The 12,101-nt window shown below is 60.9% G+C and carries 15 protein-coding genes; 2 read left to right on the top strand and 13 right to left on the bottom strand.

All coding sequences use genetic code 11. From position 1 onward, the window contains the following. Positions 1 to 190: 190 nt before the first annotated feature. The 13 genes from VOI29_RS16925 to VOI29_RS16865 form a co-directional block, all read right to left on the bottom strand. Positions 191 to 928 (bottom strand): hypothetical protein, encoded by a 738-nt coding sequence (locus VOI29_RS16925; protein ID WP_323781222.1) that lies wholly within the window; start codon positions 926 to 928, stop codon positions 191 to 193. Positions 929 to 956: 28 nt separating this feature from the next. Beyond that, positions 957 to 2,591: an asparaginase domain-containing protein gene (locus tag VOI29_RS16920; RefSeq protein WP_323781219.1), complete on the bottom strand. Its 1,635-nt coding sequence runs from the start codon at positions 2,589 to 2,591 to the stop codon at positions 957 to 959. Between the two features lie 216 nt (positions 2,592 to 2,807). Next, the gene (locus VOI29_RS16915) at positions 2,808 to 3,188 is read right to left on the bottom strand and encodes a multidrug efflux SMR transporter (protein ID WP_323781216.1); all 381 of its coding nucleotides are present in this window, start codon (positions 3,186 to 3,188) and stop codon (positions 2,808 to 2,810) included. Positions 3,189 to 3,234: 46 nt separating this feature from the next. Continuing rightward, positions 3,235 to 3,555 (bottom strand): DMT family transporter, encoded by a 321-nt coding sequence (locus VOI29_RS16910; RefSeq protein ID WP_323781212.1) that lies wholly within the window; start codon positions 3,553 to 3,555, stop codon positions 3,235 to 3,237. Positions 3,556 to 3,766: 211 nt separating this feature from the next. Further along, on the bottom strand, positions 3,767 to 4,186 hold the full coding sequence (locus tag VOI29_RS16905) for a MarR family winged helix-turn-helix transcriptional regulator (protein WP_323781210.1): 420 nt from the start codon (positions 4,184 to 4,186) through the stop codon (positions 3,767 to 3,769). A 95-nt stretch (positions 4,187 to 4,281) separates the two neighbouring features. Continuing rightward, entirely contained in the window at positions 4,282 to 5,082 is an 801-nt protein-coding gene (locus VOI29_RS16900) for a hypothetical protein (protein WP_323781207.1), read from the bottom strand. Then, complete coding sequence (locus VOI29_RS16895) at positions 5,079 to 5,573, bottom strand: nucleoside deaminase (protein WP_323781205.1); 495 nt, start codon at positions 5,571 to 5,573, stop codon at positions 5,079 to 5,081. Before VOI29_RS16895 ends, VOI29_RS16900 begins: the two co-directional genes overlap by 4 nt. Further along, positions 5,570 to 6,169 (bottom strand): DsbA family oxidoreductase, encoded by a 600-nt coding sequence (locus tag VOI29_RS16890; RefSeq protein WP_323781203.1) that lies wholly within the window; start codon positions 6,167 to 6,169, stop codon positions 5,570 to 5,572. The genes VOI29_RS16895 and VOI29_RS16890 overlap by 4 nt, the downstream gene beginning before the upstream one ends. 39 nt (positions 6,170 to 6,208) lie before the next feature. Next, on the bottom strand, positions 6,209 to 6,874 hold the full coding sequence (locus VOI29_RS16885; RefSeq protein ID WP_323781200.1) for a transglutaminase-like domain-containing protein: 666 nt from the start codon (positions 6,872 to 6,874) through the stop codon (positions 6,209 to 6,211). Continuing rightward, positions 6,871 to 8,004: an acyl-CoA dehydrogenase gene (locus VOI29_RS16880; protein WP_323781197.1), complete on the bottom strand. Its 1,134-nt coding sequence runs from the start codon at positions 8,002 to 8,004 to the stop codon at positions 6,871 to 6,873. The genes VOI29_RS16885 and VOI29_RS16880 overlap by 4 nt, the downstream gene beginning before the upstream one ends. Before the next feature lie 16 nt (positions 8,005 to 8,020). Then, positions 8,021 to 8,398, bottom strand: coding sequence for an ectoine synthase (locus VOI29_RS16875; protein ID WP_323781194.1), 378 nt, complete (start codon positions 8,396 to 8,398; stop codon positions 8,021 to 8,023). A gap of 49 nt (positions 8,399 to 8,447) precedes the next feature. Further along, complete coding sequence (locus VOI29_RS16870) at positions 8,448 to 8,705, bottom strand: acyl carrier protein (RefSeq protein WP_323781191.1); 258 nt, start codon at positions 8,703 to 8,705, stop codon at positions 8,448 to 8,450. After that, complete coding sequence (locus tag VOI29_RS16865) at positions 8,702 to 10,183, bottom strand: AMP-binding protein (protein WP_416361552.1); 1,482 nt, start codon at positions 10,181 to 10,183, stop codon at positions 8,702 to 8,704. Before VOI29_RS16865 ends, VOI29_RS16870 begins: the two co-directional genes overlap by 4 nt. A gap of 607 nt (positions 10,184 to 10,790) precedes the next feature. On the opposite strand from VOI29_RS16865, the gene VOI29_RS16860 reads away from it, so the two are divergent. After that, positions 10,791 to 11,951 carry an efflux RND transporter periplasmic adaptor subunit gene (locus tag VOI29_RS16860; RefSeq protein ID WP_323781186.1) on the top strand — a complete coding sequence of 387 codons (1,161 nt, stop codon included), beginning with the start codon at positions 10,791 to 10,793 and terminating at the stop codon, positions 11,949 to 11,951. Positions 11,952 to 11,987: 36 nt separating this feature from the next. Next, positions 11,988 to 12,101 (top strand): efflux RND transporter permease subunit (locus VOI29_RS24685; protein WP_416361553.1); only part of this gene is annotated, 114 nt, incomplete at its 3' end.

Below are 12,101 nucleotides of genomic sequence, written 5' to 3'. Positions count from 1 at the left end.
CGCCCGCTGCCGTCCCCCCGGGTCAGGGCGGTATAACTGACAACGCCATTGCTGCCGGCCCTGGTCTGCGGCTCGTTGAATTCGGTGACCGGGATCAGGTCGCATTGCTTGAAGGTATGGATGGTCTGGCCGTCAAAAACGGTTCCAATGATACACATGGATGTGTCTTTCGCTGAACTTCCTGGAGGGTTCAGATGATGTTCACAGATCCATCGGGCACGTACATGTAGCAGAAAAAGCCATAGGTCACGGCGTATGCATTGAAGTCCTTGCCGGTGCCGTTGGTCTTGATCGGCCCCTGGTTGACCCGCCAATTGGCGCTTGCCGGATCAGTGATCGGGTTGCCGGCAAAGTCGAAATTCGTCACCTGGTCGCCGCCATCCTTTTGAAACCAGGACATCGGCGACAGGCTGTCGCACCGGGCCCAGTGGTAGTCCCCTGGCCAATTGGCCTCTGGATCGCCGCCGATGGCATTTTCCGGCGGCGAAAACATCAGGGCAACGTAGTGCCCGCCCGAGCCTGAGGTGGACGTATGTTGTTCGATATCGGCAAGCGTGGTGCCGACATAGATCAGCCCGTCATTGACGGCATTGTCGCGCACATGCTCGGCGGTGAAATTTTGCGAAAGCGCCGGTGCACCGCTGGCGCGGCCGGGCTGGGGGAAGGAGTTCGAAGGGATATTGCAGCCATAGGCATAGCAGTTGTTGTTGGGCTGGTACTTCGCCGACATGAAGGACCCTTGGCAATCGCCCGCCGGGTCATAGCCGGTGTTGGTATCACGGACGCTGGCGGCATATTTCGGCACGTTGCCCCAGGCGGTCTCGACGTAATTCGGGGCAATCAGCGCTCCGTCAGGCGCCTCCTCCCTGATGGAGTGGCGCAGATCACCTTCGGCCATGCGGCCGCTGAATTTGAATGCAGGCGTCATGATATTCTCCCGTGTTATTAGATCAGTTTTACGAATAGAGCGTGGCGGACAGCGTCTGGCCTGAATAGTTGTAGACGCTGAGCGCGAGGTCGCCGCTGCCATAGGAGCCGGAGAACATCAGCACGGAAGAGGCACCGCCGCTGACACCGGTGTCAGTGGCCCAGATGGGTTCGTTGTCGGCACTGGGCAGTACCAGATTGCCGTCATTCTGCATGAACAGGCTGCCGGGATGGCCTGCGGCCTGGCTTCCGAAGGGGGCCCACAGGAATGTCCCGTCGCTGGCGCTCAGGACCGGGCCGGAGGCCGGGTCGTTGCTGAGGGTCGCGCTGCCATCCAGCGCCATGATCGACTGGCCTGCCAGCAGCCGGCTGTTGCTGCGGCTGTCCAGACGGCTGACATTCTGGACCTCCCCGAACAGGTTAAGCTGGATAAGGTCCTTGACCTGATCAGCCGTCCAGCTGTTGCCGGCCGCGGCGGCTTGCAGGATCATTGTCTTGGTAAAGGCTGCCATCGGCGTCATGTCCGAGGCGCTGAGCGCCCCCACATCGGGCAGCCACGCCCCCGAGGCATAGGCCGAGTCATTCACGGTTCCGGCAATCACCTGTGTGCTGTCGGCAATCACGATACCGGCATCATTGGCGGCTTTCAGAGCGGCATAAACCGCGCCTTCTGAGACGTTGTCCGGATTGCCGGAGGGGAAGTTGCCTTCGCCATAGGATTCCAGCACCAGGCCCTTCAGGCCCGTGCCCACTGCTGCAGTGATCAGGTTGGCGATGATGGCGGTGCCGCTGGTTGTGCTGTAGGCGGCTGGAAAGGCGTTGAACTGCATCACCGGGAAATCATCGATGGCATCAGAAATGGCACGCAGCTGGGCCTGCGCAGCGGCCAAGGCGGTGGCGTTGTCCAGGCTGACACTGGTGCTGACCGGATCCGGCAGCATCCGGTCCGGATATTGCGTCAGCCGGATGCCGTATTGCGCCAGCGGCGGGTAATTGGGTGAATTGAACGCCACGAACTCGCTGGCATTCACTTTCAGCACCCGGTCGCCGCGGTAAAGGCAGCTGTCGAAATAGTCCCCGACTTCGGAAATGCCGAGCCGCGCGCAGGCCACCGCACCGCAGTAATTCCGAAACGCATCTGTGTTGAAGTTGAGCGTCAGGTCCGAAGTGTCCCCTGGCATGGTCTCGGCAAACATCGGCACTTGCGAACCGGTGATGATCACCGGTTTGGACAGCAGGGCGGTTCCGACCCCCTGGGCGTCGAAGACATTCAGCAGAAACGGCAGGGCGGAGCCGGTGAAATCCATCGAGTCGGTGCCGTGCAGAATGACGAACCCATCGTAATCCGCGCAATGGTCGAGAAAATAGCCTGCCATCAGGCACCAGTCGCTTGTCTGTAAGTTGGTGCTGTCCAAAGTTCCTGTCGTGCTTTCCGGAAAAACCAGATCAGTCTCGTAAACCAAAGTGGTGTCCGGGAACTGCTCAGCCAGGACCGGGTCGCGAATGCTTTGTGACGCTGCAGCGAAATCGGCAGCCGACATCGGCGCGAGCGGGTCGCCGACGCAGCTGATAGTGCCGCCGGTGTTAATGATGCAAATCTTAACGACCTCAATCTTCCCAAAAATACAAGCATTAGATGATTGTGTTGCCCTTCTTGCACTCAATAGGGGCGGCTTGGGCCGGGCCTCACAATCGGATTGAGGTTCGTTTTTTTAATCAACGTGGTTTGAAGGTGTTGGTGTGCGCAATAGTCAAGCTTGCCGGTTGCCCAAACTCCTCCTTCGACAATCACGTTGAGTATCTAGCTGAAAGAGCCCGCGCTCCTCGTGGAACGCGGGCACAACAATCGCGGCTGGACAGCGGGACCGCTGTTTTCCGGTCTACTTGAGCTTGGGGCTGTCTGCCAGTTTCAGCCAGACTACCCCGGCGATAATGACCGCCAGCCAGAACGATTGCGCGAGGGTCAGGGGCTGGTCCAGCAGCACGGCACCCAGAACCGCCGCGCCGATCGAGCCGATCCCGGCCCAGACGGCGTAGCCGATACCCACATCGATGGATTTAAGTGCAACGCTGAGGAAATAGAGGGTCAGCAAGAAGAACACGATAGCCGACGCGGACCAGGTCAGGACGGTGAAGGCCTGGCTGCCGCCTACGCTCAAGGCGTAGCCGACCTCGAAGGCCCCCGCCAGCAGCAGAGCGCCCCAGGCGCCCTTGTTACCTGTCTCCGCCGCTGGAAACGCAGAAGTACGTGTGTCAGTCATGATGTATTCCTTTGTGTCTGTTCAGGGAATTGGAAGGCGGATTGGTTCACGCGGCGCCGCTCATCCGCAGGCCGACAACACCGCCGATGACGATCAGGATGCCGATGCCTTTGGAGAGGCTCAGGCGCTGGTTGAAGAAAACCGCGCCAAGCGCCACGATCCCGACCCCGGCAAGCGCAGTCCACATGGAGTAGCCGACACCGACGTCAAAGGTCAGCAGGGCGAGGCTGAGGAAAATCGTTGCAATCACACCGCTGACAAGCGTGATCGCGGTCCATTTGCCGTTTTTGAAGCCTTCCGATTTTCCGGCGGCGATGGCCACGATGATCTCAAAAACAACTGCGATCAAAAGATAAATCCACTGCATTTCCGTTCCTTTCAAGTTGAGCCCGTTCGTGCGGGACGCGGGTGTTTGGGTGGCCCTACTGCAGGTGTGGAGGGCCGCTTATTTACTTGCACATGCAACATAATGAAGGGCGCCCGTGCCTGTCAATAAACTTATTTGTGCATGCACATATTTTGCTGGAAAGTCTTTTTAGGTAGAGCGCCGGCTGAGGCAGCCCTCCGCCGAAGTATCTTCAGGCTTCTGTCAGGACGCAAAGAGCGCGGGCGGACGCGCGGGCTTCCTCTTGTTCAAAGGTCTTCTTCAGCACGCGTTCCAGGCAGTCTTGGAACACCGGGGCGACCTCCTCGATGTATTTCTTGCCGTGCTCATTCAGGACGCAGTACTTGCCCCGTTTGTCGCTGGGGCAGCTGTCGCGGAAAACAAACCCCCTTTTCTCCAGCCGCTCGACCACACGCGTGGTCGAGCTCTGGGTCAGCATAAGGGTTTCCGCCAGTTCCTGCATGCGCAGCTCCAGGTCGGGCTGTTCTGACAGATGTTTGAGGGTCCGGAACTCGCTGAGACCAAGGTCGCTGGATCTGCGCAGCTCTTCCGTGAGCTGGTTTTCGATCCCGTAGAACAAGGCCGTTACCTGATCCCAAACATCTAGTTTCATTGCATGGCTCCTTTGTCCTGCATGTGGTGCGCGATACACGTTTGCTTTTGCAAGCAAAGATATGGTCTCTGCGCGCCACTTGCCAGACTTGGAAGTCACATTGACGTTACATTCTTGGAAAAAAGCGCCCCATACCCTTCAATGGAGGGCTGAACACCGGCTGCTTGCAGAGCGCCCCAAAACAGAACCTGGTTTGCGGTCAGCATTTTGATGCCCAGCTGGCTTTCGACGGCATCAATGACGCCGATAGCCCGCTGGCCATTGCCTCCCACAAAAACAGCGTCAGCGCCGGCAGGGGCCACCGTTGTCTTGATCCAGTCATAAAGCGCGGGAGGGGACACATACTTCTGACCGCTTTTCAGGCCGCAGGGCGCGTGGTGAACCACGTCAAAGCCCGCAGCCTCGAAGTAGCGCGCGCCGAGAGTATCAAGGTGTTCGTCAAACCAGGCCGGGTTAACGATAGCCAGCCGTTTGACACCAAGACTGCGCAGGGCAGATTCGGCGGCAAGACAAGTGGTGACCACCGGGATTCCTCTGAGACGGGGGCGCAGACGCTCCACCAAAGCACGCTCACCCTCCGGGCCGTGCTTGTAAGCGGAACTCGTAAACGCCAGCCCCAGGGCCGTGAGCGGCGAGTCACAAAGAGAGGCGGCGATGTCATCGATGTAGGGGGGCTTGGTGAAGCTCTCTACCGGGTCATGTGGAATCTTTGGGTCCATTTCACCACCAGCGCGCATCGCGCTGAAGCCGATACGTGCGCCGTGGACAGAGACCTGCGTGCCGCCAAGTGCGGCACATTCGGCCTCGGGGCCAACGTCAGCATGCGGAACCACCAGCCCGAGACGCGCGGTGGCCGACCATCCGTCGGGGCGGAAAATCTTGTCTTGAATCGTCATTTTTCAACTCTCCTGAACTGAGGGGATTGGTTTTCAAAAGGGGTGAGGGCACCGGACACCGCCAGATGATGGGTCGGCAGGGGGAAATGCTCGGGGAAGCCGGACAGCAGCCGGTAGGACGAGCCATAGCCGTAGCCGTACTGGGCCGCCTCGCTGGCGCTGACAGCATAGAGGACTTCGGACACGCCTGCGAACAACGCCGCCATGTAGCACAGCGCGCAAGGTTCGCCGGAAGCCAGCAGCACGGTGCCCGCAAGGTTGGTGCGGCCGTGCCGGGCGCAGGCATTGCGGATAGCGCAGACCTCCGCGTGGGCGGTGGGGTCATGATCTTCCAGAACCGTGTTGACACCAGAACCCAGTACCCGGCCATCCGGGGTAACCACCTGGGCCGAAAAAGGTACGCCGCCTTCTGCCACTCGGGCTTCCGACAATGCGACAACATCTTGCATCAGCCGTTCGGCGCGCTCGGGTGCGAGAATGCTCCGGCTCATACCTGTTCCTCCGCAGCAAGGGATTGGAGGGCGCTGCGCAGGCCCTCGGCCGTGGGCATCCCTTCGATGCGGGCAGTACCGATCACGATGGTGGGCACCGCCTTGATCTGTTGCGCTTCGGCTTCGCGCAGGGCTTCGGCGTGGCGGGTGCGATAACGCCCGTCCTGCAGCGCCTGACGCAGCACGTCGCCATCCAGCCCCACCGCTTCGGCCAGCGCGACCAGAACCTCGATATCGCCGATGTCGCGATCCTGCACAAAAAAGGCGTTAAAAACCGCAAGCGTGTATTCATGGCCGCGGTCATGGTCGCTGGCGAAGGCGAAACCTTCAAAAGCGAGGGCGCTGCGCGGCTGCGGTGAAATCGTGGGCAGAGTAATTTCCTGACCCAGCCGCCGCGCAAGCGGGTAAACCGAGCGCTGCCAAATCTCAGGCAGATAGGGATCTTCCGGGCGCAGGGTTGGGACCGGATCGGGACGCAGTTCAAACGGATGCCAGATGATCTCTGCGGCTTCTGCTGCGGCGGCCTCGCGAATCAGCGGCTCCGCCAGCAGGCAGTAGGGACAGACAAAATCTGAATAGACATGGATTTGTTTCACGGGTTCGGAGTCCTAAGTGAGAAAGGGCTGAGGGCGGCGCTAAAGCGCCGCTATCTCGCGTTCACGGGGCACGCGCAGGCTGTCAGGCACCATCAAGGGGTGGTGCCTGCCAACATGCTGTACCAGCTGTTCTGCCGTTGGCGCTTCGAACCGCACCGGGCTGTCAAGATACTGCATCTCCTGGCCGTCCATATGACCTTGGACAAAGGCATCGCCGGTCCCGTCAAACTCCAGCGGCGGAATGCGGTAGATCCGGCACAGAAGCTGGTTGAACACCGGCGCCGCCTTGACCCACCTCCCCTGAAGCCAGACCTGGTTGAACCAGTGCAGAAACACATCGCCGCCCACCAGCTTGGTCAGGTTCGGAGAGGAGATGTGATTGCGCACGCGGGCTGCTGCTATCCGGCAGGGGATGCCTTGCGAGCGGCACAGCGCTGCAAACAGGATCGCTTTGTGCAGACAGAACCCGCGCCGCGCCTTGAGGATCGAACTGGCCTTCAAATCATTATCCGAAAGTCCGGTGCCAAAGACCTCGTAGGAGATCCCGTCCCGCACGGCGTAGTAAAAGGCGACCGCTTTGGCAGTGTCATCCTCTGCACCATCCGCCAGCGCCCGTTCCGAAGCTGCGCGCACATCGGGGTGCTGGATGTCAAGCACTTCCGTGGCGGTCAGGGCAGCGCGCTGCTCCGGGGCCAGGCCATTCATGATCCGACTCCCATCATTGCAGCGATGCGGCCGCGCTGGATGTCGTTGGTGCCGGAATAGATTGGCGCCGCCAGAGCATCCGCGACCCCCGCACCAAGGCCAGTCTCCTCCAGGTAGCCAACCCCGCCGTGCAGGTGGACCGCATCGATGGCATTGGCCAGCAGCGCCTCGCTGACGTAGATCTTGGCGATCGCCACATCGCTGGTCACGTCCTTGTTCCGGGCCTGCCGGGCCGCCGCAGTCAGGATGCACTGCCGCGAAATCTCATAGCGCATCTTCATATTGGCGATACGGTGCGAAACCGCCTGAAAGTCGCTGATCGGGCGGCCGAACTGGCGGCGTTTGCGCACATGGCGCACGCAGCGCGCCAGCGTGTGCTTCATCTGTCCGACATTGGCCATGAAGGAGTAGAGGATCTCCTGCTTCATCACATGGTTCAGCACCATGAAGCCCGCGCCTTGGCGCCCGATCAGCCGGCTGGCAGGCACCCGGCAGTCCCGCAGCCGCAACGGCCCGTTCATGGAGGTTTTCAAGCCCACCAGCGGCTTGGCCGCGGCGACAGTCAGCCCGGGAGTGCCCCGGTCCACCAGGAATGCGGAAACCGCGCCGGCACCAGTGCCGGCGGTCCTGGCATAGATCACGAAGACGTCCGCGATTGGTCCGTTGGTGACAAAAGCCTTGTCACCGTCAAGCACGTAGTCCGGTCCGTCGCGGCGGGCTGCGGTGGTCATGGCGAGCGCGTCAGACCCGGCTTCTGCCTCGCTGATCGCATGGGCGCCGATCCGTCGCCCGGCGGCCAGCTCCGGCAGCACTTCGTCGCGCAGCTCTTCGCTGGCGAACCTGTCGAGCGCTGTCAGGGTACTGGCGAGATGCGTTGCAACCGCGAAAGTGAAGCCGCCATCGCGGCATTCTTCGCCCAAACGCTCCATCGCATGAATGATGCCGATGTTACGCTCCGCAAAGGGTTTGCCGCGGTCGCAGGCGAGGCGGAACAGGCCGGTGTCGCTGATGGCCTTCCACCGCGGGCAATCCGGTGCGGGCGGTTCCGCACTGCTGTTCCAGGTCTGGCCAGCCTGGGCGATGGTGGCTGCAAGGGGGCTGTCCCCCTTGTCAAATGCAATATCCAACATGATGTGCCTGCCCGCTTCAGTACTGCGAATACCCGGCCGCATCGAGCTGGTGGTGCTCGGTGCCGTCGAGAGGCGGATTGAACACGCTGACCAGATGCAGGTCTTCTTCCGGATCGGCGATCAAATGATGGGCGTCATGCTGGTCCAGCACATACAGAGAGCCGGGCAGGACTTCGAGGACGGTCTGGCCATCGGCGCTGACCACCTTGCCCTGGCCCTTGATGCAATAGCAGGCCTCCAGGTGGCGGCGGTACTGCAGCTTTGACTCGGTGCCGCGGTTGACCACGGTGTGGCAGACCGTAAAGCCCATATTGTCGGCTTTGGTCAGAAGCCGCACGCTGGTGCCATTGCCCCAATTGACGGCTTCGATGTTGGAAGTATCACGGAGAAACATTGCAGTAGTCCTTGTGGAAATTTCTGTTGTCGGAAATTCAGGCGCTGCCTCAGGCGGCAACGCTGGTGTGGCGTTCGATGAAGCCTTCGATCATTGCCACCGTGGCCAGATCCTCCGGCGCGATCTCAATCTCGTTGATGGGGACGCCGTAGGCTTCACCGGTCCAGGCAACGAGGCGGACCAGCGAAAGGCTGTCGACCACGCCGTTGCGCAGCAGGTCATAATCATCCTCAAGTTCCGAGACCGCGATGTCATCGGCCAGCAATTCCTCGCAGATGAAGGATTTGATCGTCTGTTTCATGGTCATGCGCTTTTCTCCGGTTTGGGGGCATAGAGGCGCTGCACAGCGCCGCGGTTGATTTTGCCGGTTGAGGTCTTGGGCAGCGGCTCCTGCGTCAGCACGTAGCGGTTTGGCAGTGCGCTCCTGGGGAGGTGCAGGGCGCAATGGGCCCGCATCTCCAAGTTGGATACGGGGGTGCCAGGGCAGGTTTCCACCACGGCAAGCAGTTGCTGCTGGCCGCTGACAATGTCGCGGTAGGGCAGGGTGGCCACGTTGCGCACCGCCTCATGCAAGCGGATGACGTCTTCGACATCGAGAAGATTGGTGCGTACGCCGCGCAGCTTCACCACGTAATCGGCGCGGCCAATCAGAAGCAGGGATCCGTCCGGCTGCTGCTGCACCCGGTCGCCGGTGCGGAAATAAGTGACCAGGCGTTCGTTCTCCAGCCGGGGCAGGAAGGCGTTGAGCGTTTGTTCGGGGTCAGAATAGCCGCTGGCCGCAAACGGGGTCGCGGTGAACAGCTCTCCGGTTGCAGGCTCGTCAGGGTCTTCTGTGATGTAAAAGCACGTGTCCGCGATCGGCCAGCCGATCCCCAGCTTTTCCGCCGCAGCGAAGTCTTCGCCGCCCAATGACAGGATGAAACTGTCGTTGGTTTCGGTGCTGCCGTAGATATTGTGGAAGACCGCGGATGGGAACTGTCCGGCCATCCGCTGGCGCAGGGTGCGGGGCGCCGCTTCGCCTGTCACGATGACATGGCGCGGCGAAAACCCTGCCTCTTCCCGCTCCGTAGAGCAGAGACGCTCATGAAACAGGGGGACAGCCTGGACAATCTCCGGTTTGGCCTCAGTGCAGAGATCCATAAGGTATCCGGGTTCCGTTGACCGCTCAGGATCGGCAAGGATAACTTCAGCTCCCGCGTCAAGTCCGGCCCAGAGCTCCAGCAGGCTCAGGTCGAAATTGAACGGCGCGATGCTGAGGATCCTGGTGCCAGTCTTTATTGAAAAATAGCTCTGCGCCCAGTCTATGAAGTTGGATATTCCGGCTTTGCTGAGCACCACCACTTTGGGAACGCCGGTAGACCCCGAGGTCGTCAGGCAGAGCGGGACACGCTCATCGGCGTGCAGCTTCGGGACTTGCCCGGTTTCCGCTACACGAAGCTTTCCCGCATCCGTGAAGCTGGCAATGTGGCTGGCTCCTGAACGCACGATCAGCTTTTCTCTGACTTCATCACCAAGCCGCCCCGGAACCACAAGCGGCGTGGCCTTGCACAACCCAAGGGAGATCATTAGCGCCACGAAGCGCGGGTTCTTTCCGCTTTCGACGAGCACAAGGCTGCCGGCAGTTACGCTTTCAGGAAATTGCCAGGCCAAATCCTGCGCCATGCTCCAGAGGCCGCCGTAGCTCAGTTCATTGCCGGGCCAGGAAAGGGCCGTGCGGGACGGATCCGTTTGGGCAATCGACTTCAAAGAGTCTGTTAGTCGCTGTAAATACACGTAAACCTCCATATGTATGCATGCGCAAACAACTCACAAGAGCGGATTTAGGCCGGGGTGTCCGATTCGTCAACTTGTTTGCGCAACTAAATTTATGGTGGCGTAAAGCTAGGCAGGACGCCCCATTTACACTCCTTCGGAAAGCAGTCTGGCCTGTGAACCGGCGGATGTAAGTGGAACGTCAGCATTGCCAGTATTTGAGTGGCCGTAAACCCGAAGCCTGTTCCGCATTGTCTTGCGGCGGGCGCCAGACGCTGCAACGTGTCCCGGGCATGGGGTGGACTGTCCACAGCACCGGCACTGGGCAGACCTGCGCAGAAACCGGTTCAACTGTGAACTATTTCATAGACCGCAGCAGTGCGCCGTGTTCTACAGCGCGCTGAGAGACGCCGCGCTTTGATCCGTTGCGGCAATATGTGAATTTGAACATTTCCAGTCTGCCGGCCGGACCGGATCGAACGGACCGGAAAATCAGCCGTGAGTGTGCCGCAAATTTTCATACAATTTAACAAAGGATGCAGATGTCTGCAGAACCGTTGCGCGGGGCCTTACAGTCCAGCCGGATCAGGAATTGGCTGACCGAACTGCAGCCGCTAGAACTAATTCCCGGGAGAAAGACATGAATTTGGATTGGATCAGAAAAGGGATGCAGGGGATAACCGCTGCAAGCCTTCTGGTATTATCCGCAACTGCCGCACAGGCGCAGGATGCGCCGCCGCCGCAGGCAGTTACCGTCGTCACCTTGCAGGCAGAGGATGTCACGCTCAGCTCGGAACTGCCGGGGCGGGTGGTGGCGCTTGGCGTGGCCGAAGTACGCCCGCAGGTGTCCGGGATCATTGTCGAACGGCTGTTCCTGGAGGGCGGCACCGTCAAAGAAGGCGACCCGCTGTACCGGATCGACGATGCGATCTATGACGCGCAGGTCCAGCAGGCCCGTGCCAGCGTCGCGCAGGCCAAGGCAAACCTGACCGCCGCCGAAAAGGAAGAACAGCGCATCGCGGAATTGTTTCAGCGCGGTGTGGCCGCCCAGCAGGCGATTGACGATTCTCTAGCAGGGCGGGACGCCGCCCGGGCCGGGCTGCTGGTCGCCAAGGCGCAGCTGCAGGCCGCCGAGATCAACCTGAAACACACCGTGGTCGAGGCCCCGCTGTCCGGCCGCGTCGGACGGGCGCTGACCACCCAAGGCGCGCTGGTTACGGCGCAGCAGGCTGATCCGATGGCGGTCATCCGCCAGATCGACAGGGTGTACGTCGATGTAACCGCCTCGACCGCGGATGTGCTGCGTTACACCCGCGCCAGGGATGCGCAGGACGAAGGCGACCGCGGACTGGAACTGGACCCGACGGTGACGCTGACTCTCGCGGACGGGATGACCTTTGAGCACCGCGGCACCTTGCTGGCCGCGGAGCCGCAGGTGGATCCGCAAACCGGCGTGGCGGTTCTGCGGCTGCAATTCCCCAACCCGGACGGGCTGCTGCTGCCCGGCATGTATGTGAAGGCGCATGTCCCTGTTGGCCTGGCCCCTGATGTGGTGCTGGCACCGCAGCAGGGTGTCGGCCGCGACCGGCGCGGCCAGCCAACCGCGCTGGTGGTGAACAAAGACAATGTGGTCGAAGCCCGCGTGCTGACCGTTCTCGGCACCCAGGACAGCCGCTGGATCGTCTCCGAAGGCCTGGCGGCCGGCGACCGGCTGATCGTTGCCGGGCTGCAAAAGACAGGCCCAGGCGCCACGGTTATTCCGGAAGAACAGAACGCCGCCGGCAAAGTGGCGCAAGACTAGGCCGCGCAGCGCCGCGTCTTTAGATAAAGGTTTACAATGGCACGATATTTCATCGATCGACCGGTCTTTGCGTGGGTCATCTCGATCCTGCTCATGGGGGTTGGCGTGCTGGCTGTCATGGTTCTGCCGGTGGCGCAATACCCGCAAATC

The sequence above is a fragment of the Leisingera sp. genome (assembly GCF_034669605.1).
In the GTDB taxonomy this organism is placed as follows: domain Bacteria; phylum Pseudomonadota; class Alphaproteobacteria; order Rhodobacterales; family Rhodobacteraceae; genus Leisingera.
Note: the sequence above shows the minus strand (reverse complement) of the source record. Positions and strands in the feature narration are given on the sequence as shown.

Excerpts from the sequence above, each read along its gene's own strand:
- VOI29_RS16925 (WP_323781222.1), bottom strand. The coding sequence starts at position 928 with ATGACGCCTGCATTCAAATTCAGCGGCCGCATGGCCGAAGGTGATCTG.
- VOI29_RS16915 (WP_323781216.1), bottom strand. The coding sequence starts at position 3,188 with ATGACTGACACACGTACTTCTGCGTTTCCAGCGGCGGAGACAGGTAAC.
- VOI29_RS16910 (WP_323781212.1), bottom strand. The coding sequence starts at position 3,555 with ATGCAGTGGATTTATCTTTTGATCGCAGTTGTTTTTGAGATCATCGTG.
- VOI29_RS16905 (WP_323781210.1), bottom strand. The coding sequence starts at position 4,186 with ATGAAACTAGATGTTTGGGATCAGGTAACGGCCTTGTTCTACGGGATC.
- VOI29_RS16900 (WP_323781207.1), bottom strand. The coding sequence starts at position 5,082 with ATGACGATTCAAGACAAGATTTTCCGCCCCGACGGATGGTCGGCCACC.
- VOI29_RS16895 (WP_323781205.1), bottom strand. The coding sequence starts at position 5,573 with ATGAGCCGGAGCATTCTCGCACCCGAGCGCGCCGAACGGCTGATGCAA.
- VOI29_RS16885 (WP_323781200.1), bottom strand. The coding sequence starts at position 6,874 with ATGAATGGCCTGGCCCCGGAGCAGCGCGCTGCCCTGACCGCCACGGAA.
- VOI29_RS16880 (WP_323781197.1), bottom strand. The coding sequence starts at position 8,004 with ATGTTGGATATTGCATTTGACAAGGGGGACAGCCCCCTTGCAGCCACC.
- VOI29_RS16875 (WP_323781194.1), bottom strand. The coding sequence starts at position 8,398 with ATGTTTCTCCGTGATACTTCCAACATCGAAGCCGTCAATTGGGGCAAT.
- VOI29_RS16870 (WP_323781191.1), bottom strand. The coding sequence starts at position 8,705 with ATGACCATGAAACAGACGATCAAATCCTTCATCTGCGAGGAATTGCTG.
- VOI29_RS16865 (WP_416361552.1), bottom strand. The coding sequence starts at position 10,183 with ATGGAGGTTTACGTGTATTTACAGCGACTAACAGACTCTTTGAAGTCG.
- VOI29_RS16860 (WP_323781186.1), top strand. The coding sequence starts at position 10,791 with ATGAATTTGGATTGGATCAGAAAAGGGATGCAGGGGATAACCGCTGCA.